Source organism: Bacteroidetes bacterium SB0662_bin_6, from assembly GCA_009839485.1.
In the GTDB taxonomy this organism is placed as follows: Bacteria; Bacteroidota; Rhodothermia; order Rhodothermales; family VXPQ01; genus VXPQ01.
In genome coordinates this window covers 1-23,690 of the sequence record VXPQ01000053.1, presented here as the reverse complement: position 1 = coordinate 23,690, position 23,690 = coordinate 1, and the positions used below count along the sequence as shown (strand labels likewise).

The 23,690-nt window shown below is 57.5% G+C and carries 21 protein-coding genes; 9 read left to right on the top strand and 12 right to left on the bottom strand.

What is annotated here, in order from left to right:
• The first annotated feature begins 10 nt into the window (after nucleotides 1–10).
• Together F4Y00_10320 and rlmB are read left to right on the top strand one after the other, a co-directional pair.
• Nucleotides 11–964: a prolipoprotein diacylglyceryl transferase gene (locus F4Y00_10320; protein MYE05351.1), complete on the top strand. Its 954-nt coding sequence runs from the start codon at nucleotides 11–13 to the stop codon at nucleotides 962–964.
• Nucleotides 965–974: 10 nt separating this feature from the next.
• Nucleotides 975–1,751: a 23S rRNA (guanosine(2251)-2'-O)-methyltransferase RlmB gene (gene rlmB / locus F4Y00_10315; protein MYE05350.1), complete on the top strand. Its 777-nt coding sequence runs from the start codon at nucleotides 975–977 to the stop codon at nucleotides 1,749–1,751.
• Nucleotides 1,752–1,833: 82 nt separating this feature from the next.
• On the opposite strand, the gene F4Y00_10310 is transcribed toward rlmB, so the two are convergent.
• From F4Y00_10310 to hisB, 8 genes are all read right to left on the bottom strand, one after another.
• Entirely contained in the window at nucleotides 1,834–3,258 is a 1,425-nt protein-coding gene (locus tag F4Y00_10310; protein ID MYE05349.1) for a HEAT repeat domain-containing protein, read from the bottom strand.
• A complete protein-coding gene (locus F4Y00_10305; GenBank protein ID MYE05348.1) occupies nucleotides 3,107–4,216 on the bottom strand; it encodes a flippase-like domain-containing protein in 1,110 nt (369 codons plus the stop codon). The genes F4Y00_10310 and F4Y00_10305 overlap by 152 nt, the downstream gene beginning before the upstream one ends.
• 60 nt (nucleotides 4,217–4,276) lie before the next feature.
• Entirely contained in the window at nucleotides 4,277–5,446 is a 1,170-nt protein-coding gene (locus F4Y00_10300; protein MYE05347.1) for an aminotransferase class V-fold PLP-dependent enzyme, read from the bottom strand.
• Between the two features lie 74 nt (nucleotides 5,447–5,520).
• On the bottom strand, nucleotides 5,521–6,294 hold the full coding sequence (gene hisF, locus F4Y00_10295; protein MYE05346.1) for an imidazole glycerol phosphate synthase subunit HisF: 774 nt from the start codon (nucleotides 6,292–6,294) through the stop codon (nucleotides 5,521–5,523).
• Nucleotides 6,294–7,094: a 1-(5-phosphoribosyl)-5-[(5-phosphoribosylamino)methylideneamino]imidazole-4-carboxamide isomerase gene (hisA, locus tag F4Y00_10290; protein MYE05345.1), complete on the bottom strand. Its 801-nt coding sequence runs from the start codon at nucleotides 7,092–7,094 to the stop codon at nucleotides 6,294–6,296. Before hisA ends, hisF begins: the two co-directional genes overlap by 1 nt.
• Before the next feature lie 134 nt (nucleotides 7,095–7,228).
• Nucleotides 7,229–7,870 carry an imidazole glycerol phosphate synthase subunit HisH gene (gene hisH, locus F4Y00_10285; protein ID MYE05344.1) on the bottom strand — a complete coding sequence of 214 codons (642 nt, stop codon included), beginning with the start codon at nucleotides 7,868–7,870 and terminating at the stop codon, nucleotides 7,229–7,231.
• 1 nt (nucleotide 7,871) lies between these two features.
• Complete coding sequence (gene proC / locus F4Y00_10280; protein MYE05343.1) at nucleotides 7,872–8,690, bottom strand: pyrroline-5-carboxylate reductase; 819 nt, start codon at nucleotides 8,688–8,690, stop codon at nucleotides 7,872–7,874.
• Nucleotides 8,691–8,777: 87 nt separating this feature from the next.
• A complete protein-coding gene (gene hisB, locus F4Y00_10275) occupies nucleotides 8,778–9,386 on the bottom strand; it encodes an imidazoleglycerol-phosphate dehydratase HisB (protein ID MYE05342.1) in 609 nt (202 codons plus the stop codon).
• 119 nt (nucleotides 9,387–9,505) lie between these two features.
• Between hisB and F4Y00_10270 the strand changes: the two genes are divergently transcribed.
• Both F4Y00_10270 and metG read left to right on the top strand, forming a co-directional pair.
• Entirely contained in the window at nucleotides 9,506–10,513 is a 1,008-nt protein-coding gene (locus tag F4Y00_10270) for a T9SS type A sorting domain-containing protein (GenBank protein MYE05341.1), read from the top strand.
• 81 nt (nucleotides 10,514–10,594) lie between these two features.
• Entirely contained in the window at nucleotides 10,595–12,346 is a 1,752-nt protein-coding gene (metG, locus tag F4Y00_10265; GenBank protein MYE05340.1) for a methionine--tRNA ligase, read from the top strand.
• An 8-nt stretch (nucleotides 12,347–12,354) separates the two neighbouring features.
• Here the strand turns inward: metG and F4Y00_10260 are convergent, their stop codons facing one another.
• Both F4Y00_10260 and F4Y00_10255 read right to left on the bottom strand, forming a co-directional pair.
• The gene (locus tag F4Y00_10260; protein ID MYE05339.1) at nucleotides 12,355–13,419 is read right to left on the bottom strand and encodes a mechanosensitive ion channel family protein; all 1,065 of its coding nucleotides are present in this window, start codon (nucleotides 13,417–13,419) and stop codon (nucleotides 12,355–12,357) included.
• 9 nt (nucleotides 13,420–13,428) lie between these two features.
• Complete coding sequence (locus F4Y00_10255; GenBank protein MYE05338.1) at nucleotides 13,429–15,387, bottom strand: CBS domain-containing protein; 1,959 nt, start codon at nucleotides 15,385–15,387, stop codon at nucleotides 13,429–13,431.
• Between the two features lie 108 nt (nucleotides 15,388–15,495).
• On the opposite strand from F4Y00_10255, the gene F4Y00_10250 reads away from it, so the two are divergent.
• From F4Y00_10250 to F4Y00_10230, 5 genes are all read left to right on the top strand, one after another.
• Entirely contained in the window at nucleotides 15,496–16,950 is a 1,455-nt protein-coding gene (locus tag F4Y00_10250; protein ID MYE05337.1) for a tetratricopeptide repeat protein, read from the top strand.
• Nucleotides 16,951–16,961: 11 nt separating this feature from the next.
• A complete protein-coding gene (locus tag F4Y00_10245) occupies nucleotides 16,962–18,209 on the top strand; it encodes a peptidoglycan DD-metalloendopeptidase family protein (protein ID MYE05336.1) in 1,248 nt (415 codons plus the stop codon).
• Nucleotides 18,210–18,350: 141 nt separating this feature from the next.
• Complete coding sequence (gene lpdA, locus F4Y00_10240) at nucleotides 18,351–19,763, top strand: dihydrolipoyl dehydrogenase (protein MYE05335.1); 1,413 nt, start codon at nucleotides 18,351–18,353, stop codon at nucleotides 19,761–19,763.
• The gene (locus tag F4Y00_10235) at nucleotides 19,764–20,357 is read left to right on the top strand and encodes a hypothetical protein (GenBank protein MYE05334.1); all 594 of its coding nucleotides are present in this window, start codon (nucleotides 19,764–19,766) and stop codon (nucleotides 20,355–20,357) included. It abuts the gene before it with no gap.
• A gap of 72 nt (nucleotides 20,358–20,429) precedes the next feature.
• Complete coding sequence (locus F4Y00_10230) at nucleotides 20,430–21,734, top strand: M20 family metallopeptidase (protein ID MYE05333.1); 1,305 nt, start codon at nucleotides 20,430–20,432, stop codon at nucleotides 21,732–21,734.
• Nucleotides 21,735–21,748: 14 nt separating this feature from the next.
• On the opposite strand, the gene F4Y00_10225 is transcribed toward F4Y00_10230, so the two are convergent.
• Together F4Y00_10225 and F4Y00_10220 are read right to left on the bottom strand one after the other, a co-directional pair.
• Nucleotides 21,749–22,201, bottom strand: a complete 453-nt coding sequence (locus F4Y00_10225) for a DUF1232 domain-containing protein (GenBank protein ID MYE05332.1) — start codon at nucleotides 22,199–22,201, stop codon at nucleotides 21,749–21,751.
• Between the two features lie 28 nt (nucleotides 22,202–22,229).
• Nucleotides 22,230–23,597 (bottom strand): peptidoglycan DD-metalloendopeptidase family protein, encoded by a 1,368-nt coding sequence (locus F4Y00_10220; GenBank protein ID MYE05331.1) that lies wholly within the window; start codon nucleotides 23,595–23,597, stop codon nucleotides 22,230–22,232.
• Between the last annotated feature and the right edge of the window lie 93 nt (nucleotides 23,598–23,690).

Below are 23,690 nucleotides of genomic sequence, written 5' to 3'. Positions count from 1 at the left end.
GCTGTAAACGATGTATCCACGACTGAGCGACATATTTCAGGATGTTTTCGGCTTCAGCTTGCCGTTTCCTATTTATTCGTTTGGCGCTATGGTGGCGGTGGGGGTAATTACGGGCATGTGGCTGGCGCAGCGTGAATTGGATCGTATGCACGGAGCCGGCCGCATCGGCAGCGTGCGCGTGGGTGTGAAAGGAGGCGGTAAAAAAGGGCGTACTGTGGTGCAGGAAACGGCTCCCTCCGCGCTGATGGGCACCGTAACCGTACTGGTGGTAGTGTGCGGTATTGGCGGGGCCAAGGTTTTTCACATTCTGGAAAACCTCGATGCGTTCTTTGCCGATCCTGTGACTATGCTTTTCTCTTCCGGCGGCTTGACCTTCTACGGGGGACTGATTGTGGCCGGCGTTGCCGTTACGCTCTATGTACGCAGAAAAGGGGTTTCGGGAGCAGCCTTTGCCGATGCGCTGGCGCCGTCTCTTATGCTTGCTTACGGCATCGGACGGATCGGTTGTCACCTTGCCGGGGATGGCGATTGGGGCATTCCAGCGGATATTCTTGCCAAGCCGGGGTGGATCCCAACCTGGTTATGGGCGGAGACCTACCCGAATAATATTCTTGGCGTTACGTTGCCGGAATCGGGAGTGTACCCGACGTCCATCTACGAATTTCTGATGGCGTCGGCGTTGTTCGGGTTACTGTGGGCACTTCGAAAACATCCTTACCGCAATGGGTGGCTTTTTTCGTGGTACCTCGTTTTCAACGGCGTTGAACGATTCCTCATCGAACAAATACGGGTCAATAACACGTTCGATGTGCTTGGTGTGACCGTTACGCAGGCCGAAGTTATTTCTCTTGTTGCGATTCTCCTCGGGCTGGCCGGGCTGGCATATACATGGAAACGCCGGCCGGAGCAGTCATTGCCCGGTTCCTCTTCTGTCCCGGGCGTGCAGGCGGCTGCCGGGTCCTGAGGCCGCCACCATGTCTTCCGATCGGAACGAAGATCACCTGCTTGTTTTGGGACGGCGCCCTGTCCGCGAGGCGCTCGAACATACTCCGGACCGGATCGAGAAAGTGTTGCTTCAACGTCAGGGAGGGGGTGAATTAACGGAAATACGCCGGATTGCTGCCCAGGCCGGTGTGCAGGTGCAGTTTGTTCCGGTGGGACGTCTCCGGCAGTTGGCGCGTGGTATTACGCATCAGGGGGCGGCGGCGCTCATGGCGCCGGTGGCGTATGTGGTCCTGGATGATTTGCTGGCGTCCGTGGCGCCTACTCTTGAGGAAGTAAAACAGCGCAAGCCCCGGTTGCTTGTGCTCGACGGGATGCAGGATCCTTTCAATTTTGGAGCGGTGCTGCGCAGCGCAGTAGCTTCGGGTGTGGTTGGGGTCATTGTGCCCCGGAGCGGTATGGCCCCGCTGAATGCCGCGGCCATGAAGGCAAGCGCCGGCGCCGCCGGGCGTGTTCCCATTGCCCGCCCCGCAAGTATTGTCGATGCTATCCACCAACTCAAGGAGCGGGGGTACTGGGTGGCAGGAGCCGATGTCGGGGGGGATGTGAGCGTATGGGAAATGGCATGGGACCGCCCCATGGCGGTCGTTATCGGGAACGAGGCAAAGGGTATTCGTCCGGCGGTTCTTACGGCGTGCGACTACCGGGTGCGTATTCCGATGACCGGTCCTGCAGAATCACTGAACGCATCCGTGGCGGCCGGTATTCTCCTTTTTGCTGCAGCGCGGATGGATACTTCCTCTCTGTGAGGGTAACTGTTTCCATTCCGGTCCACACAAGGGGTTCTGTTCCGGATGCCGTTTCGTAGTCACCGGAAGCGTTTGGCGCCTTTCAGGGACAAGGATGAAGGTCGCGCAGATAGCGTGGCGCTCCGTACGTCGCTGTCGGTTCGTTTTGTCTGATGCGCAGGAAAAGGCGCTTTGCCGCACTGCGAAGGCGGAGGGGGTATGTCATTGCGGCGAAATGCAATCCTTCTGTCAGCGCTTCGCCGAGTATTTCCGGGGATATGTTTTCCTGGAGGGTTTGTGCTGTATCTGTTGCGGCTTGTGCTTTTTCCTCCGTTTCCGGTTCATTTCCATGGGTAGATGCATGGAGCGTGCCCAGTGCATCAAGCCCTGCTATCCGGATGATCTCGTTTCGGGAAGGGGTAATCAGGGCCGAACGGGCCACTTGTAACGCCTCGGGCGCCTGCATTTTGGCGAGCGCCCGAACGGCCTCTGCCTGCACGGACTGATCCGTGTCGGTTTGTGCGGCGCGCAATGCCATTGCGATCAACGCGGGGCTGGATAACGTCTGGCTGAGCGATGCGAGCACAGCGTTTCGAACATCCGGCGAGGCGTCTTCATAGGCTGCGGCGAGCGCCCGGTCGGCGGCTCCGCCGGAAGCAAGGTGCGCCATGGACTGCACAATAGCTGTCCGCACCCGTACGTCTGATTCTTCGTCAAATGCGTTTCTCAGCCCGAGCATCAGTGCGGGATCGGGCGGAAGGGAACGTAACGCTTGTGCTGCGGCGAACCGCGCTTCCGGCAGGGATGCATGGCGCAACTGGGCGATCCAACCCGCTGCCGGCTGGCTGATCCGGCTTTCCATGACCCCTCGCGTTTCCGGGTAGACCGCAACGAAGCGCGGCCGGTATGGGAAGGGCAGGGCAAACTCTTCAATTCGCCCGTTCAGTGTCACCTCGAAGCGCTCCGTGGTTCCGAGCGCACCGGCTTCGAGGGTAAGGACGATGGGATAGACCGCCGGGGTACGTCTGTTTTCCTGAATTTCCTCGATATGTACGCGCAGCACCTGGCCGTCGATTTTGTATCGGATGGCGAACAAGGGGCGATATAGCCAGGCGTTTGCGATCTCGAAAACGTCTATGCCTGTAGCTGCACGGACAATGGGCATCCAGAGGTTCTGAGCATACTGCATCGTGTCCGATCCGGTATGAGAAAGGACGATACACCCGGGACGTTCTTGCGCCTGCATGGCGTGCGTCGATTCCGGACTTGTTCCCCAGATCCACAGAAGTGCCCCCGCCGGGAATATCCAGCGCGTGAGGAAAGCGACCCAGGTGCGAATCATGCCGAAAAGGGGCATGGATACGATCGGTATGACTTCATAATCCCCGCTTCTCCGGCGCGGAATATGCAGATGCGCGCAGGGAAGGTATCTTCGATCCCTGGAGGACCACACATAGCCCTCCGACGGAAACGTGCAACACAAGCTGAGCAGCATGGCAGAGCACGGCGTAGGTTGCGGCGGCTTCATGGCTGAAGGCGAAAAGATAGACGAGCGCCTGGATCGTAATATAATGATAAGAGCCCGTCCCTCCGGGCAAGGGAACGAGGATGCCGACCGCACCGAATATCATGATGATCCATCCGTCAAGCAAGGACAGATTATAGATTCCTGCCGTATTCAGCATCAGGAAGGGGATATAGGCCATCAGCAGGTAAAGAAACCACATGATAGCCGTGCTCCATACGATGCGTTGTTTGCCGGGTGCATGCAGGATTGTGGTCATTCCTTCCCGAAACGCCTTGAAGGCTGTTCTCAGGCGTGGTTTCAGGGAATGTTTTCCGCTGGATCCGTCGCCTTTGCGGGAGTTTTCGGACATCCCCGAGAGGAATCTGTAGAGGAGGAAAGCGGCCAGGGCAATGGTAAAGGCGATCAGAATGACGGCTGTCAGGGAAATTCGATCAAGTTGTTCGGCGACCGGCGCAATCAGGATGTCGCCCAGTATAGCTGCACGACCTGTCATCAGGAGAAAGACACTGCCCAGGCCTATCCCCAGCACAACCACGTCGAGGATGCGTTCCGTTACGACGGTACCCAGCAAGCTGCTGAAGCGCAGGCGGGTCTGCGCGGAGAGATTGGCGGTTCGCGCGACTTCGCCCAGCCTCGGCACCGCAAAGTTGACCATATAGCCGATCATTACCGAGTAAAAGATGGGTTTTATTCCTGGGAGTCCGGGTGCGTCGACATCTGTTTCTGCATGATCGGCTTGTCCATGGGTGATTTCAGGGAGCGCTTCGATGAGGAGTTGCCATCGCCAGGCCCGTACCAGATTGCCAAGCAGCATAACCGCGACAAGAACAGGGATCCATGCATAATTCGCCGTGCGAAGAGCATCCGCCATTGCGCTTATATCGACTCCTCGCAATGCCAGATACAGCAGTAGCGCCGCAAGTACAAGGCTTCCTGTGTAAACGAGGCGGTTACGCATGGGACCTTTTGTACGGCAGATAGGCCATACGGTAATGCAGCTTTTTTGAGAGGTATTCCGTCAAGTCCTGATCCGCATCGCTGCTTCCAGTGCTTCGATCAGCGCTTGTATATCTCCTTCGTCGTTATAGACGTGGGGCGCGATGCGGATGGCGTTTCCCCGTACCGATACGGAGATGTTGCGTTGTTCAAGAATATCGCGCAGACGGTCAGGATCCACGTTATTGCCTTTCCGGGTCCGTAACCCGAACAGATGGTGTACCCGTCCCGCTGGAGATTCGAGTTTAAATCCGAGTTCCTCCGCACAGTCTGCAAGCGGCCGGGTCAGGTTCCGGCAGTACTCCTGAATGGCTGCCGGCGTCAGGTTAAGCACCATTTCAAGTGCCGCCGCCAACATGGGAACGAGCACAAAGTTACTGCGCTCACCCATATCGAATCGGATGGCGCCCGGATGATATTCGTCCCGGTAAGCAATGATATTGCCGAACTCCTCACTTCTTTCCCGGCATATCCAGTTTTCCTCGAGGGGCCGCCCGTTGTGCCAGCGTTCGGAATAGTAGCCAAGTCCGAGCGAGTAAGGGCCGAGCAGCCATTTGTATCCGGCGCAGATCACTGCGTCGGGACGGATGCGCCCGGTATCGAAGGGGAGGGCGCCTACCGACTGCGTTCCGTCCACGACCAGGGCTGCTCCTACCTCGTGGGTCCGTCGGGAAATGGCCTCGAGGTCGAAGATCGTACCGTCGATCCAGTGTATGTGGGGCATGGCTACGATCGCTGTCCTCGCGTCGATCGCTTCCAGAATGCGTTCATTCCATCGGGTAGTCCGGTTCCCGGTCCCCTCACCGGGACCGACGGTTTCCAGCGAGGCGCCTTTGTCCGCTGCCATTCGGCGCCAGACATACACATTACTCGGAAACTGTTCGTCCAGCACCACGATCCGGTCGCCTTGCTCGACAGGCAGGTTGGCGGCAATAGCAGCCAGTCCATACGAAGCAGAGGGAATGATGGCTATGGAATCGGACGGGGCGTGGATCAATTGTCCGAACAATGTTCTGAGTCGGTTACTTCCCTCGAAAAAATCCACATGCTCTACCCCGGCGGGATTACGGCGCTGCCGGATCCCTGCTATGCCGGCTTCCTCCACTTTTCGCGCCATGGGGGCCATGAAGGCGCAATTCAGATAGTGGAGGTGATCCGGAAGCGAAAAGAGATGTTTTTGACAGGCAAGCATCGGTCGTTTCGCGAACGCGATGGTTATGAAAATATTTTGTGTTCGTGATGGTGGGAGAATGGAGTATGTCTGTGTTATGCCGTTTCCTTCATGCGTACGACTACGCCCTGATCGTGCAGGAAACGTTTGGCTTCGGCAATGGAATATTCCCTGAAATGGAAAATCGAGGCCGCCAGTACGGCATCGGCGCTTCCCTGGACAAGGGCGTCGTGCAGGTGCTCCAGTGTGCCGGCGCCTCCTGAAGCGATGACCGGAACCGATACACTTTCGGCAACGGCGCGGAGCAACTCCGTGTCGTAGCCGTCCTTCGTGCCGTCGCAGTCCATGGACGTGACGAGTAATTCACCTGCTCCGCGTTGCTCGGCCTCGACCGCCCAATCGATCGCGTCAAGATCGACGGGATTACGTCCGCCATGCGTATATACGCCCCATTGTCTCTTGCCTGTGCGTTTGGCGTCAATCGCTACGACAATGCATTGTGTCCCGAAGGCTTCGGCGCCCCGCGAAATCAGATCCGGATCGCGGATGGCTGCAGAGTTGACAGATATCTTGTCGGCGCCTGCGTGAAGCATGGCCCGCATGTCTTCGACCGTCCGGAGTCCGCCCCCGACCGTCAGGGGGATAAACACCTGATCGGCGGTGCGGCGCACCACATCATGCATGATTCCCCGGTTTTCGTGCGTGGCCGTAATGTCCAGAAAAACAAGCTCGTCTGCGCCTGCTTCGTCGTAAAATCGCGCCTGCTCGACCGGATCGCCGGCATCTACGATATCCACGAATCGTACGCCTTTGACGACGCGACCCTCGTCAACATCCAGACAGGGAATGATACGTCGTGCGAGCGCCATCAGGGGTTGGGATTCTTGTCGGATCGGGAAGCCATGCTCGCCGTCGAGAACCGGTCGAGATCGACATCCTGCTTATAATTCCAGCACCAGAATCGCTGGCACGGAAAACGATTTTCGTAGAGCGCACGTCCGATGATGATCGAATCCACCCTGTGCAAAGCAAGCTCCTGGAGTCGGACCAGATCCGCATAGCCTCCCACACCACCCGAGGCTGTTATGCGTGCATGATGAAGTTTTTCGCCGAGCGTCCGGTAGGCGCTGAGGTTGGGGCCTTTCAGGGTACCGTCCCGTCCGATATCCGTATACACGATACGCCGCACTCCCCGATCTTCCATGTCTTGCGCCATGGCCACGGCGTCGAGCCCGCTGCCTTCGAGCCATCCCTCTATACGGACTTCCCCGTTGCGGGCGTCAATTCCCACGGCGACCCGGCTGGATGAAAACCGGGCTACGGCTTCGGAAACGAGGTCGGGATCCCGCACCGCCGCAGTACCGAGAATCACCCGATACACTCCCAACCCGACAGCTTCTTCAATATCCTCCATGGTACGGATGCCGCCGCCCAGTTGTATCGGGATATCCAGTTCCTTGCATATGGCGCGGATCACCTCTCGATTGGGCGAACGATCCCCGCGGGCTGCATCCAGATCGACCACATGCAGCGTGCGTGCGTTCTGAACGCGCCACAACTTGGCCATTTTGACGGGGTCTTCAAAATACACCGTTTCCTTGTCATACGAGCCCTGGTATAACCGCACGCATTTTCCGCCGCGCAGGTCTATGGCCGGAATGACGAGCATGGCAAAGGGTTTTTGAATGGCTCTACGCGGGGCGCTCGTGCAAAAACTACGGGCGGAAAGCCGTCAGCTTCCGCCCGTTCGCTATGCTGCACGGATCTGTGCGCAAGTTTGTGCCCGGGCTTTAAGCCTGGGCGCTATACCGATTCTGCAAAATTCTGCAGGATACGCAGGCCGTTTGCCTGGCTTTTCTCGGGGTGAAACTGGACCCCGTATACATTGTTTCGCTGTACAATGGCCGGAAAGGCAACCCCATGCCGGCAGCTTGCCAGCATGTCGGATGCAGTGGTCGGCGCCGCTGCATAGGAATGCACAAAATAAAAGTACGGTTGAGAAGGCAGACCGCGAAAAAGCGGGTCTTCGCGCTGCTGGTCCACGGTATTCCAGCCCATGTGCGGGATTTTCAATGGGTCTTCCGGGGATTCCTTGTACAGAGCGGTTTTGCATGCCGTTGCAAAGTGCAGTACGCGGCCCGGTAAAACCCCCAGTCCTTTATGCTGGCCCATCTCTTCACTTGATTCGAAGAGAAGTTGCATACCCACACATACACCGAGGAAGGGTTTGCCCTCCCTGATTGCGCCAAGGATCGGCTCTTCCAGCTTTTTCCGGCGTATTTCGTCGATACAGGCTCCGAAAGCCCCCACGCCCGGCAGGACTACCTTGTCGGCGGCGCGAATATCTTCCCGACGATCCGACCGAACGACATCAGCCCCCACGGCCTCGAACGCTTTTTCGATAGACCGCAGGTTGCCGATTCCGTAATCGACAATCGCAATCATGTTATTCCCCACTCAATTCCGCGGAACGCTCGGAAGCCGTGGCCACCGCGTTGATCAGCATGGTGCGTATGCCGTGCGCCTCAAGTTCCGCAACCGCCGCAATGGCTGTTCCCCCCGGGGTCGTAACCTCGTCGCGCAGGATGGCCGGGTGCTTGCCTGTATCCCGGACCAGTTTGGCCGCGCCGTATACGGTCTGCGATGCCAGCCGAAATGCAGTGGGCCGGGGCAGGCCCTGCTTGACCCCCGCATCAGTGAGCGCCTCGATGAACATATATACGTAGGCAGGACCGCTGCCTGACAATCCCGTTATTGCATCCATCATGTATTCGGGAACGACTTCGACTGTGCCGACGGCCTGGAAGATGTGTTTGGCGAGTTCCAGATGCTTCGGCTCGGCGAACTGCCCGCCCGCAATAGCCGAGGCTGCCTCGTCCACGATAGCAGGGGTGTTGGGCATGGTGCGGACCACAGGGTTTTTCTGGCCGAATGCTTCTTCCAGGGCGTGGGTGGTAATGCCGGCGAGTACGGAGATAACCAGCGTTTCGGGATGCACGTTATCCTTTATTTCCTTGATGACTCCTGCGAAGTTTTGTGGCTTCACGGCAAGAATGACCATGGTCGCTCCCTGTACAGCGGCAGGGTTGTCACTGGTCGTAGAGATACCGGGGAAGTCCTTTTGCAGGGTTTTAAGCGCTGTTTCGGTACGGCGCGTGGCGCGCAACTGAGCCGGTTCGAACTCATGGCCCTCGATAAGGCCGCCTATGAGTGCGCGGCCGATATTCCCGGCGCCAATGACCGTGACGGTTTCGTTCTGAAGCATGGGTGAAAGCGTCGGATTAAAGCGTGATAGCGTTGCGCTGGAGCAGGTAACGGGATGCAGACTGTCGCCGGAGACGATCCGCCGGGGTTAGAGGGACCCCTTGGTGGATGGCATCCTGGCGAAAGACGGATCCCTGCAGACAGCGTCCCGCAGGGCGCGGGAAACCGCCTTGAAGATTGCCTCTATCTTGTGGTGCGCATTTTTTCCGTAGAGCGCTTCGATATGCAGGTTGCATCGGGCATGTTCGGCGAACGCGTGCCAGAAGTGCTCGACCATCTCGACGGAAAGGTCTCCCACCCGATCACGGTCGAAATCTGCCTGGTAATGCAGATAAAAGCGCCCGGACAAATCAATGGTCGCCCGGGCAAGGGCGTCGTCCATCGGTACGTATGCGTGCCCGAAGCGGCGAATGAAAGCTTTGTCGCCCAGCGCTTCCCGAAAAGCGTCTCCCAGCGAGATGGCCACATCCTCGACGGTGTGGTGCTCGTCTACATGCAAATCGCCGTCACAGAAGGTTTGCAGCCCGAATCCTCCGTGTTTTGCGAACAGATCGAGCATGTGGTCCAGAAACCCGATGCCTGTTTCATTCTTGTACGTTTCCGCCTGATCGAGCCGTAGCTCGATGCGTACGCTGGTTTCCGAGGTTTCGCGGACCACGGAGGCGCTACGCGCGTCGAAATCGCCGGATGAGGACATGGCGACAGGGGTAGTTGAGCGTCGAACATCAGGTTCAGGTCGGCGTACTGTATGCTATACGTGCAAAATTGTTCGCTTGCGCAACATTTTCCTTGTTGCCTTTCTGCTTGGTACCGGTCATGGCTACACCCTGGTTCATTTCCCGGCGTCCGGAAAATCGCATGCCTGCTATGATGTCTGCTTACCCGTTCATCCGCATTACAATGGGCTTGCTGGCAGCGCTCATTGCGCTGATGACGATGACTCCGGTGCAGGCGCAGACGACTTCCGCTACCTATACGGTGACGTTCCAGGGCAACTGGACCACCGACAGCACCCCCGGTGGGGTGGTGAGTAGCGCACACTTTACCAGGCTGGTCGGTGCGGTGCACAACGACATGGTGACGTTCTGGGAGTCCGGCGGCACGGCTACTGCCGGCGTTGAGTCGGTGGCGGAACTGGGCGTCACGGGGACCTTCGAATCCGAAGTCGCTGCGGCAGGGGCGAATGCTTCTCTCGTCAAGCAAAGCATCGGCGGCACGGGAACCTCTAAAGCCACGTTCGATATCGAGGTCACAAGCGATCGTCCGCTGTTCACCCTGCTGTCGATGATCGGCCCCAGTCCGGACTGGTTCGTCGGCGTTTCCGGCTTGTCCCTGCTGGATGGTCAGGGCCAGTGGCGGTCGGAGCGTGAAGTCGATCTGTTTCCGTACGACGCCGGGACCGAGGACGGGAACGGGTTCTCGTTAAGCAATCCCGCCACCAATCCTCGAGGAACGATCACGAGTATCAAGGGAATGAGCCCGTTCTCCGACGAACCCATGGCGATGCTTTCGTTCGAGCTCAAGGGAACCAATGTACACACGGAAAGCCAGGAACTGCCGGCCGAGGTGACGCTCTCGGGCAACTACCCGAATCCTTTCAATCCGGAGACGACGATACGGTATGGATTGCCAAAGGCAGGGGACGTGCGTCTTGCGGTGTACAATCTGCTCGGGCACGAAGTAGCGATACTGGTCGATCAATCGAAGGCTGCGGGCCATCATATGGTGCGCTTTGGAGCGGGCGACTTGCCAAGCGGCGTATATGTGTATCGCTTGCATGCGGGAGACGAGACCATTGTGCGTACGATGCTGCTCGTGAAGTAAGCCGGCGGCCTCCGAACATCGTACAAGGGCTGTCGTACTGTATGCCGTTCGTTCAGAATCGCCCTGTATGGTATCGCTTCCATGCCCCCGCGTGATTTCGACCGCATTCTTGTTACTTCGGCACTCCCGTACGCCAACGGGCCTCTTCATTTGGGTCATCTGGCGGGAGCGTATCTACCGGCCGATCTCTATTCGCGCTACCAGCGCATGAAGGGGCGGGATGTGATCTACGTGTGCGGCTCCGACGAATTCGGGGTGGCGATCATGATGCGGGCGCACCGGGAAGGCATTACCCCTCAGGATATCGTGGACGAATATCACCCCATGATTCGCGACAGTTTCGAGCGTTTCGGGATGAGTTTCGACCACTATGGCCGAACGACCTCCGACGTACATCGAAAAACCAGTCAGGATTTTTTTCGCCGCCTGGCTGAAAAGGGCCTTTTCAGGTTAAAGACCGAAAAACAACTCTACGACCCGGAGGCAGAGATTTTTCTGGCCGATCGATTCGTGACGGGCACATGTCCGGCGTGCGGGTACGAAAGCGCCTACGGCGATCAGTGCGAGCAATGCGGCGTGTCCCTCAGTCCGGCGGAACTCGGCAATCCCCGAAGCACTCTGACGGATGCGGTTCCGGAACTGCGTGAAACCACACACTGGCACCTGCCGCTGGGTGATTTGCAGCCGAAGCTCGAAGCATGGATTGCGACACACCCGGAGTGGAAGCCCAATGTGCTTGGGCAGATACGGAGCTGGTTTCAGGATGGATTGCGGGACCGCGCCATTACGCGCGATGTGCCCTGGGGCGTGCCGGTGCCGGAAGATGTGGCGGAGGCGGCCGGCGTGGATGCGCGCGGCAAGGTGATTTATGTGTGGTTCGATGCCCCCATCGGATATATCTCGGGCACGAAAGAATGGGCGGCGGCGAAAGGGGAGCCCGAAGCGTGGAAGCGGTACTGGCAGGACGAGGGGACGAAGTTGTTACACTTCGTCGGCAAGGACAACATCGTATTCCACTGCCTCATGTTTCCGGCCATGTTGATGGAGCACGGGGAGTTTGTGCTCGAGGATAATGTGCCGGCCAATGAATTTCTGAACCTCGAAGGCGAGAAATTATCCACCAGCCGCGGCTGGGCTGTGTGGCTGCACGAATACCTTGAGGAATTTCCACCTGACTTGCTGCGATACGCTATGGCGACCACCCTTCCCGAAACGAAGGACGCCGATTTCAGTTGGGGCGATTTTCAGGCGCGCGTCAATGGAGAACTGGCCGATGTGCTGGGGAATTTCTTCCATCGGGCGATGACGTTCACTGTGAGATACATGGACGGGAAAGTGCCTCCCCTGAAAAATGCGTCGCAGGAAGATCGGGAGGTACTGGATGCGCTTGCGGAATTTCCGGCAAGGATAGGGGAGCGGTACGAAGCCTTTCGTAATCGCGAGGCTGTTTTCGAGACGATGCAGCTGGCCCGACTGGGTAACAAGTATTTTAACGACAGAGAGCCCTGGCGCACCGCGAAGACCGATTTTCGCGCTTGCGCCAACACGGTGCATGTGTCCCTGCAGCTTTGCGCGGCGCTTTCGGTATTACTGGAACCGGTGCTCCCGCACACTGCGATCCGGTTGCGATCCATGCTTCGATTGGAGGGAGTGCGATCGAGTGATGCAGGCGGAAACAAGGGCCCGATCGGATGGGATGAAGCTGCCGGATCCTTACTCGAAGCCGGACATGAACTGGATAAACCCGAGATCCTTTTCCGCAAGGTCGAGGATGCACAGATTGCGGCGCAGTTGGATAAACTTCGCAGGAGCGCGGCGGAATCGGAGGGGTAAGGCGTATCCTACCCCTCCCTGACATGCACCGTGCGGGTGGGGAAGGCAAATTCGATACCTTCTTCCTCGAAGCGGCGGAATAACGCGAGATTGATCGCCTGCTGAATGTCCATGAAAGTCATGTACTCAGGCGTGCGCATGTAATACACTATCTCGAAATCGAGCGTGGAATCGCCGAACCGTGCGAAGTGCGCCCGGTCGAACCGGGTATGCTCCTGCATCTCGACGATTTCCTGAATCATGTCCGGGATACGTTCGAGTTTATCCGCAGACGTGTTGTAGGCCACCCCCAGCGAAAAGACGATGCGCCGCTCCTGCATCCGCTTGTAGTTTCGTATCCGGCTGCCAAGCAGGTCGCCGTTAGCCACTACGATCTGTTCCCCGGACAAACTGCGCAGGCGCGTCGTTTTCAATCCGACTTTTTCGACCGTTCCCAGCGTATCTCCCACGATCAGAAAATCGCCCACCTCGAAGGGCTTGTCGAGCACGATCGTGAGGGAGGCGAACAAATCTCCGAGGATATTCTGCATGGCGAGCGCCACGGCGATACCCCCTATCCCGAGTCCGGCGATAAGCGCCGTGACGTCAATGCCGAAGTTGTCCAGCGCAACCAGCAAAAGCGCCGTATAAAGCAGCAGACGGGCAAGAAAGCCGATTGCCTGCATGGATGTGACGGCGCCGGCGTCTTCCTCAAGTTTCCGCTCCTTGTAAAGTCGGACCCAGTCTGTAATGGCGCCATTTCCCCAGAACACGACCTGCACGAGCAGAAACACGAAGGCGATCCGAGAGATATAGCTCGTCACCTGCTCGGACAATGGTACCGCACCCACCGCTATGTACAGGGAGAGCGCAACGAGGAAATACAGTTTCGTGCGCTCCAGCAGCGTTACGAGAATGTCGTCTATAATGGTCGTGGTGCGTGTCGCCAGCCGGTGAAAACGCCGGAGGAGCATGCGGTGGACAAAAATCAGCGCAACAGCGATCGCCACCCAGGCGACACCCAGCATGAACCAGGCGTCAAGCGACGAACCCAGCCAGGTTATTTCCTCCAGATTGTTCAGAAAATTTCCCATGCCGATCTCTTAAGCGTTCGATTCAGGATCGGGAGAGGCCGGCTCCTCTTCTGTTACAGCAGATATGCCTTGATCAAGGATACGACCGGCGATCTCTATAAAATCTTTCTCTGTGATGATGCCGATCAGATGTCCGTCGCGAACCACCGGCAGCGACCCTATTTTCAGATCCCGCATCTTATGGATGGCTTCTATCGCGAGCGTATCCGGGGAAACCGTAACCAGATCCCGGATCATCACATCCTTCACCGGCAGATTCTGCCTGCCCCCGCGTTGTTCCGCCATCAGGCGAAGCAAATTCCGGTGACTGACCAGTCCTACCAGCCGGTGCTCGTTATCTTCGACCAGCACATGCCGGATGTGCTTCCAGTCCATGAGGCACGCCACCAGTTCAACCAGTTCTTCTTCGTTGACCGTGACCAGGTCGGTGCTCATATATTCCTCCACGTGCGCCCTGTCGAAACGGCGCTCCGGAATACCTTCCTGCGGTTCTGCTTCCGGCCATGTGTGCCCGGGTGCACCCTCTTTCTGGCGATTTACGGTGGCTGCCACCACAGCGCTCAGCCGCTCGGCCCGCGAGGCTTTCGGGCGCATCGTAAGCAGAGAATGGAGTTGCCAGTGGGCGCCGGTCCGGCGCGACGTCACGCGTTCCTCAATAATATCCAGATAACGAGTGATGTCCTCCGTAACAATACCCGCTTCGTGCAAACCCTCCCGGGCAAGGGGAATCAGCTCGTGACAAATCAATTCACATGCGGAAACCCGCCGTCCGTCCAGCCACACGAACTGTGCTGCCAGGCCGAGGCGGGCCGCCGCCACGAAATTTCCCATAGCATCGTCAAAATCCATGACGCGCCGAATATCCGGACAGGCATTGGACAATCCCATGGTCAGCCCGAACCAGAATGCGGCGTTCGCCATCTCGTCGATCACGGTCGGGCCGGAAGGCAGGATACGGTTTTCAATGCGCAGCGTCGGGTTGCCGTCCGTTACGCCATAGCAGGCCCGGTTCCACCGGTATACGGTACCATTGTACAGTTGAAGGGCCTGGAGTTTTGGAGCGCGGCCTGCTTCCAGTGCCTCCATAGGATCCTCTATCTCGGATTTCGAGAGCAGAATCCGGAACCGGGAAATGTCTTCCTGAAAAATTTCCAGTACCGACCGGTCTATCCATTTCGTTCCGAAATGCACGCGCGGGCTCATCTCACGGATATACAGATTGGAACTGCGCGTATCTACGGCCTGCTGGAACAGGGCGATACGCGTTTCCTGCCAGAGACGTTTTCCGAACAGAGTCGGTGAATTGACGGCAGCGGCGAGCACCGGACCGGCCACGGCTTGCGCGATATTGTACATCCCGGCGAATTCATCGGGATGCACCTGCAAATGCGTCTGAAAACTCGTGTTACACCCCTCCAGCGTGATGCTGTCGTGCTTGACGTAGAGTTCGTCCGTACCCCGTATCTGCAATTCAGCAGGGCCGCCGCGCAGCCGGGCGATCGCCTCGTTCAGCGCATGATAACGCGGGGCCGGCATCATGTGTGTAAGGTCCAGATCGGATAATGTGATCGTGGGAAGGATGCCCGCCAATACAACATGCGCCCCGGCCTCCTCGACCACCTTACGTACACTTTCCACCGCTTCCTCCACAGAACGCTCCATACGTCGCAGGCAATCGCCCCGGAACACGACCGGATCCAGATTCAGTTCGAGATTGAACTTCATCAACTCCGAGACGACCCGGTCGTCATCGGCTGTCCGTTCCAGTATTTCTTCGGCGACCGGAGCCGGGCGCCAACGATCATCCACCAGAAACATCTCCTGCTCCACCCCGATTCGGCGCACGCCCGATTCGAACTTGTTCTCTTCCAGCAAATATTCCAGCGCCCGAACATCCTCGATGAGCCGGTACGTAAACCGGCGCAAGGAGGCCTCATCCATTTCGGGGGTCAGGTTCAGTTCTCCCATCGGAACACTGAGGTTGGCTTCGAATCATGTTTGAGGCGGCGTTTTACAGCGGTGCAGTGTAGTTCCGGGTCCACTTTGTAGCATAACCTCCTCGAAATATAGCATACGGTGAAATCCATTCCGGTGCATATGGTTTCTTTTTGCTGGAAGCAGAGGATTAGTCGGGTATATCCGCAATGCGACAAAAGCCAGCCTCATATTCCGCCGATAAACCTCTATGCCATAGAAACATGCGAACGATATTCCCGTTTTTTCAAAGATATCCAACATCCGCTGGCTGCTCCGATGCACTGCGCCCCGGATACCGTTACATCCTTCTTATCCGTTATTCTACCGGCTGTCCTGATCGGCATGACCGCGAGCGGATGCGCCCCGGCGGCGGCAACCGTCGAAACCCGGGAGATCGTCTCGAACAGCCCCTCCTCGTCCTCTGATCCTGCAGATGAGGAAATGCGATCTATCCGGGCGCAACAGCTCTTTGTGCGTGGCATGACCCGGGCACAGACAGGCGACCAGGGCGCTGCGCTTGATCTGTATGCACAAGCGCTTCGCATGGCGCCCGAATCACCCGCCATTCTTGCTGCGTCGGCTGAGTTGTATGCGATGTTTCGTGACCACGTTACGGCGCATTATCACTTGAGCAAGGCGTATGAGTTGGCGCCGGAAAACATACACTATGCCTTGCAACTGGCCGATCTCTATACAGAAATGGGTGAACGGGGGAAAGCCGCTCGTTTGTATGCCGATATCCTGGAAAAGGCCCCGCACCATCTCGATGCACGCTATGATCTGGCCCGGATATACATGATGGAAGGCGAGACGCTCAAAGCAGCAGTGGCGTACGAACGTATCCTTGAAGAAAACGCTGGCGACCGTGCGGTCCGGCGACAACTTCTGCATCTGTATAACCGGCTGGATGACCTGTCCAATGCGGAACGCATATTGGAAGGCATGTTGGAAGACGAGCCGTATAACGCCGAGTTTCGCCGCGTCATGGCCGAAATACGCCTGAAGCAGGGCCGGTATGAGGAAGCCGCCGAAAATTTCCTGTATATCCTTGAGAAAAATCCACACGACGTACAATTGTGGATATACGCGGCGAGCGCCCTGCGCGATGCCGGAAGCGTTGTATGGGCTGGAAACATGGCGGGAAAGGGGCTGGCGGTTTTTCCGCAGGCACTGGACCTTCACAAGATTGCCGGATATGCAGCGATGGCTGCCTTCCGTAATGCCGAAGCGGTTCGCCACTTTGAAGAAGCAGTGCAGATCGCCACAGAGAACGAATATGAAAACGGGGTGGAACTCGGCAGCCTCCGTTCTGTGCTCGGTGCGCTATACACGCGCATGGGTGATGCGCAACGGGCACGGCAATCATACGAAGAGGCGCTCCGGCACATTGGAGAGGCGGCAAAGCGTCCCGACGTTTCCGCAAGCGTGCTTGAAAACCTTGGCGATGTATACGAAGCACTGGGGCACAGACAATCTGCAACGGATGCGTGGCGCCGGGCGCTGGAGATAGATCCGAACCACCAGGAACTACAGAAAAAAATCGACCGGAAGTAATCCCGCCTGCTATGTACCGTCTCATCTTTATGATTCTCTTAATGGCCGCCTTGTGCGTCGCCCTGCCCGCCCGTGCCCAACAGGGGGTGTCCCAGGAAGTACTGATTGCATCCGGGCAGGACGATGATGCGTCGGATCGCGAGCGGCAAGCCACGCGACAGCGCCTTGCCGAACTAAAGGCTCAGATCGCCGAGGACAAGCAACGTCTTTCCGAAACGACCGAGGCAGAACAGGCCTCTCTCAAAACGCTTGAGCAACTCGACCGGCAAATTGCATTACACAAGGAACTCATACGCAACTACGGGCGGCGCATGAACCAGATTTCCAGTGAGATGGGCGCCTTGCGAACCACTCTTTCCACCCTGGAAAATGAACTTGAAACATTGAAAACCCAGTATCGAAGCCGGGCCGCACATGCCTACAAGTACGGCCGCATGCATGATCTGGCTCTCATTGCATCCTCGAAATCCATCAACCAGATGCTGGTTCGGGTGCGCTATCTGCATCGTTTTGCGCAACAGCGGCGCGGCCGACTTGCAGAAATCCAAACCACGCAAGAAGAAACGGAAGCACGCAACGAGCAACTGAAAGACATCCTGGCCGACAACGAGAGGCTGCTGGAGGAAGAGCGTAGTGAACAGCAGAATCTCGAGCGCCTGCACCAAAACCGGACGCGCGTGATCTCCGACCTGCGGGTTACACGCTCGACCATCGAACAATCTATTGAGAGGAAGCGCGCTGCCGCCAGGGATCTGGAGAATCGCATCCGGGAACTCATAGCAGCCACCGACCGTGATCGGCTGCGTGCGCGGGAAGATCTGGCCACGGCGGAAGAATACGCTGCCCTGTCCGGCTCCTTTCTCGAAAACCGGGGGCAACTTCCCTGGCCCGTGAAAGGGGTTATGCGCGAGCCCTTCGGCGATACCGTAAACCCTGTCTACGGAACGAGAACGCGCAATCCAGGCATTATTATCGAAACGCCATCTTCCGCGGAAGTACGGGCCATATTCGACGGACGTATTATCGATATTTCGGTGCTTCCGGAATACGGGCGGTACGTTGTAATCGAGCACGGCGTATACAAAACCGTCTATTCCAATTTTTCGGACACCTTCATTACAGAGGGCGATCTCGTAGAAATCGGGCAAGTCATAGGTCAGTCCGGCACACCGGACGAGCCCAAGGGGACGGCGCTTTTCTTCGCCCTCTTCAAGGAAGGTTCTCCCATAGATCCTTCCCCCTGGTTGGCGGTTCGCTGATGCGGCAAATTTCACCGGGGTGCATGTTCAGGGACACCTGGCGATCTAATGCCCTGCACAGCATGCAACGAGCGAACTTTTCACCCCGCATATTCATTTACTTCCACGTTTGCTGTTTCAACCGAATAACCTGTATCTGCCGTGAAATACGATGTCGTCGTTATCGGGTCGGGGCCGGGCGGCTATGAGACCGCCATCCGCGGATCCCAGCTCGGACTCAAGGTCGCCATTGTCGAGAAAGACAAGTTGGGCGGCGTGTGCCTGAATATCGGTTGTATACCGACCAAGGCCCTGCTCAAGAGTGCGGAAGTCATGGAAGAAACGCGCCATTTGTCCGATTACGGCCTGCGCCTTGATGGCAGTATTGCGCCGGATTTCGCCAAAATCGTCGAGCGAAGCCGTGGCGTGGCGGGCAAGATGAACAAGGGCGTCGGCTTCCTGATGAAAAAGAACAAGATTGACGTGCTTTATGGCAAAGCGCGCCTTGCAGGAAGTGGTAAACTGTCCATCGAGCCATCTGTCAACATGGACGGGGATCGTATCGGCAAGGCAGGAACCGTCGAGGCCGACCATATCATTATCGCCACGGGTGCGAGGGCCCGGGAAATTCCTCCCCTTCCCGTAGATGGTGAAAAAATCATCACATATCGGGAGGCCATGCTTCAAAAGAAGCCGCCGAAGCGACTGGTTGTCTGTGGCGCCGGTGCGATCGGGGTGGAATTCGCCTATTTCTACAATCAGATGGGCACCGAGGTTACCATTGTCGAATTACTCGATCGTCTGGTTCCTGTGGAAGATGTCGAGATTTCCAAGGCGCTTCAGAGGGCATTCGGGAAACAGGGTATCCGATGCCTTATTTCCGCGGAAGTGCAGTCTGTCGATACCAGCGGGCAATCCCTTACCGTGCATGTCAAAACCGGTAAGGGAGAAGAGACAATCCCATGTGATCAGGTGCTTTCCGCGGTGGGTGTCCGGGGCAATATCGAAGATCTTGGATTGGAAAAGCTGGGCGTCAAAACCGAGCCCGGACGCATTGTGGTGGACGAGTACTACCGCACGAGCGTCCCCGGCGTGTATGCCATCGGCGACGTGGCGGGTGCTCCCTGGCTGGCCCATAAAGCCAGTCACGAAGGGGTCCTCTGCATAGAATACATCGCGGGGGAATCGGTCCATCCGATGAATTATAACAACATCCCGGGCTGCACGTACTGCCAGCCGCAAATTGCATCGGTAGGCTACACCGAAGAAAAGGCCAAAGAGGCGGGCTTCGATGTCCAGATCGGGAAGTTTCCTTTCTCAGCGTCGGGCAAGGCTGCCGCGCTTGGCGACACGGAAGGGTTCGTTAAGGTGGTCTATGATGCGAAGTATGGGGAATGGCTTGGATGCCATATCATAGGACGCGACGCTACCGAACTGATAGCGGAGGCCGTTACGGCCCGTGCCCTGGAAACGACGGCGCATGAGATCGCCGAAGCAATGCACCCGCATCCCACGCTCTCCGAATCGCTCATGGAGGCTACCCGTGCCGCGTTGGGCAAGGCCATTAATATCTGAATGGATATTCCTGCCAACTCCTGCCACCCGACCACTCGAGAGGAATGGCGCGCCTGGCTTGCCGAAAACCATGCGCGCAAGGAAGGGATCTGGCTGATCCGCTACAAAAAGGCTACAGGCAAACCATATGTCGGATACGATGCCTCGGTGGAGGAAGCCATCTGTTTTGGCTGGATCGACAGTCGTGTCAACAAACTCGACGAAGCACGCTCGATGCTGTATTTTGCGCCCCGCAAAAAAGGAAGCGGCTGGAGCCGGGTAAACAAGGAGCGCGTGGAAAGACTCGTCGAGCAAGGCAAACTTGCCCCGCCGGGCCTGGCGAAAATCACGGCCGCCCAGGCAGACGGCTCATGGAGCGCCCTGGATGAAATAGAGAACCTTGTTGTGCCGGAAGACCTTGCCAATGCTTTTGCCCGGTATCCGGAATCGTTCAGGCATTGGGAGAACTTTCCCCGGTCCGTAAAGCGAAGTATTCTGGAATGGATTGCAGGAGCAAAGCGGGAAGAAACCCGGCGCCGGCGTGTTGAAGACACCGCCCGAATGGCGCAAATCAATGAACGTTCTCGTCCCTGCCTCCCGAATACACGTAGATAAGATCCGAGATTGGGGTGGCGTCCGATGATGCGAAGGACTTTCTTCTCACAAAACGATACCCGCCGATTATCCATGCGCTGCTTTTCTATCCTTGCTTGCTGGTGCGCTGTCCTGCTGCTTCCTGCAGCCGCCCGGGCCCAGTTCGATGAAACGGAAACCGCCCTGATGCACCATATTGATGCACACCAGGAAGAGGCCCTCGACCTGCTTGAAAGAACGGTCAACGTCAACAGCGGCTCGTCGAATGTCGAAGGGGTACACCAGGTGGGCGAAATGTTCAGGGCTGAATTCGATGCACTCGGTTTGGAAACAAGGTGGGGCGTCGGCGGGGGAGCGCATTGCGCCGGGCACCTGATTGCAAGGCACGCAGGGAATGCCGGGACGCACCTGCTTCTTATCGGGCATCTCGACACGGTATTCGAACCGGACAGTCCTTTTCAGAAGTACGAAAAAATCGATGATGTAACCGTTCGCGGCCCGGGCGTAACGGATATGAAGGGCGGCATTGTCATGATTGTGCTGGCCCTGAAGGCATTCAAGGCCGCCGGGGTGCTGGACGACCTGAACGTCACCGTCATCCTGATCGGGGACGAGGAAAAAACCTGTCGTCCGATCGAGAAAGCCCGGGCCGAACTTGTGGCTGCGGGCAAGGAAGCCGACGTGGCGCTTGCCTTCGAGAATGGAGATGACGATCCCGGTACAGCGGTCATCTCGCGACGAGGCTGGATCCAATGGACGGTTCGCGTAAAAGGAACTCCAGCGCATTCGTCCCTCATCTTCCGGGACGACATAGGCGCCGGCGCCGCATATGAAGTGGCGCGTATTCTTTCCGCCTTCTACGAGGAGTTGCAACACGAGGAATATCTTACGTTCAACCCCGGAATCGTTTTGGCCGGAACCGAGGCGGATTACGCATGGGATCGCGATGCCGGGACCGCGTCGGGCAAGCTGAACATTGTCGCCGAGAATGCCGTGGCGGTCGGGGATCTCCGTGTACTTTCTCCCGAACAGGGAATACGGGTACAGGCCGCTATGCAGCGCATTGTGGCGTCCTCGCTGCCCCGCACATCGGCCGAGATAACCTTCGAGGAATCCTATCCCCCAATGGCTCCGACCGAAGGAAACAGGCGGTTGCTGGGGCTATACGATCAGGTCAGCCGCGATCTCGATCTTGGTCCGGTGGGAGCCGTGAATCCCCGAAATGCGGGTGCCGCCGACATATCGTTCGTCGCCGGGCATGTGGATATGGCGCTCGACGGATTGGGTTTACTGGGAAGCGGCCGCCATACGGTGGAAGAAATTGCCGATTTGCGCACGCTTCCGACGCAAACGAAGCGGGCGGCGTTGCTGATGTATCGCCTGATGCAAGGGAAGTAGCGTTATTAACTACCTCAAGCCAGATACCCCACAGGTTCCGCCTGCCGCTTTTCCCATTCCCGAAAGGCAGTGAGGTCACCGTGGAGGGATTGAATCACTGCGTGAATCACGGCCGCATCGTCCACGAAGCCGATGCCTATGAGCATGTCCGGAACAAGGTCTATCGGGTTAATGAAGTACAGGATGGCAGCCACTACATAAGTTACCGTGCGCCAGGGTACACGCCGGTATTCTCTGAAAGCCCATGCTCTTGCAAGGCGCACCAGTGTGCGCAGATCCTGCGCGGCGCGGGCTGGCATCCCGCTGCTTCGTTCGAGTTTTGCATACGCGTGTTTCGATAGACGTATCACGCGGGTTTTCCGCCGCACGATCCGGCGGGCCGCAAGGCGAGCCAGTTCCAGTGCGCGTTGCGGCATGGAATACGAAGCAATTTTCGAAGAGGGGCTCGAGGCGGCGGGAAAGGACATAGAGAAGTGGTATCGACAGGGTGTCGAATTACATCAATGCTTTGTCCGGCAGATTCTGATCTTCCGTAGCATCGCTGTTCGCGATATAGGGAGGCACGACCCCGAGGACCTGCGGCATCATTTCATCGCGCACGACGACAAATCGGTCCATTAGCTCGGAAGCGACCGCACTGGCGGGGGGGAGGGTATCGGTATACGGATCGATCTGGCTCCCGTGCTTCCAATACCGATAGCAAACGTGCGGTCCTGTGGCCAGCCCCGTGCTTCCTACGTAACCGATGACTTGCCCCTGTTTCACTCGTGTGCCCGGACGTATGCCTGAGGCAATACGCGACATATGCAGATAGCCGGTCGTATACACCGAATTGTGCCGGATTTTGACGTAGTTGCCATTATAGCGCTTGAATTGCGCTTCAAGGACTACGCCGTCTCCCACCGAATAGATTGGTGTGCCGGGTGCGGCGGCGTAATCCGTACCCAGATGCGCCTTGTACGTTTTCTGGATCGGGTGAAACCGTCTCCGCGAATAGTGTGAGCTGATACGGTCGTACCGTATCGGCGCCTTGAGGAGTTCCCTGCGCAGGCTATTTCCGTTCTCGTCGAAAAAATCGGGACGTTCCCCTTCTTCGAATCGGAAACCGAAATAGTCGGTATTCCGGTGCCCGAACCGGGCCGCGATGATTCGCTCGACACGAAACGGTTCTCCGTCTACATGGAGGACTTCGTAGATCACGTTGAAGTCATCTCCCTCGAGAATGCGAAAGAAATCCACCTGCCATGCAAACACTTCCGCAAGGGCAAGGGCAAGCGGCGGCACAAGATTTGGAGGGACCTGTTTGGCTTCCAGGGTCCGGTAGAGGGAGCTTTCGATACGTCCGGACAATTGCCTGCGCCTTATTTCTCCTTCCCGTTTCCCGGCGTAGACCGCACTGGACTCAGAATCGGCAGCAAGATCGAAGACCACGTAATTAAGCTTGTCCTGCTCGTACACCACGTAGCGCGCCTGGTACGTCCCGGCAAGAGAGTCGCTGTACACGCGAAGAGGTTTCCCTGCCTGGATGCGCCGTACGTCGAAGACATCCTGCCCCGAAGAGGCGATCGTAAGGACCTTTTCGTACGGGATGTTGTGACCCGTCAGAATCTCTCCGAACGTTTCGTTCCGGCGTACGCTGCGGTCTATGATGTCATAGCCGTCGGATACGAGGCCGTATTCGTCGAGCTCCGTTTCGACCGGTGGCGGCGGTGCTTCCTGAGTAACGGATACCGCCCCGGATGCTTCGAAGGGAGCGTCCTTTCCTCTGATGAGGAGGAGTGTTGCGGCAAGCAAAAAGACGCCGACAACTGCTGCGATTCCGGGATACTTTATACTACGCATGTCTGTAAATGACCTGAACATGCCGAATCCGATGCCGGGATATACATCTTGCGGGGCCGATTGGGCGGGTGGGAGGCCGCATGCCGGATGTATTGTTCGGAACTGCCGAATATT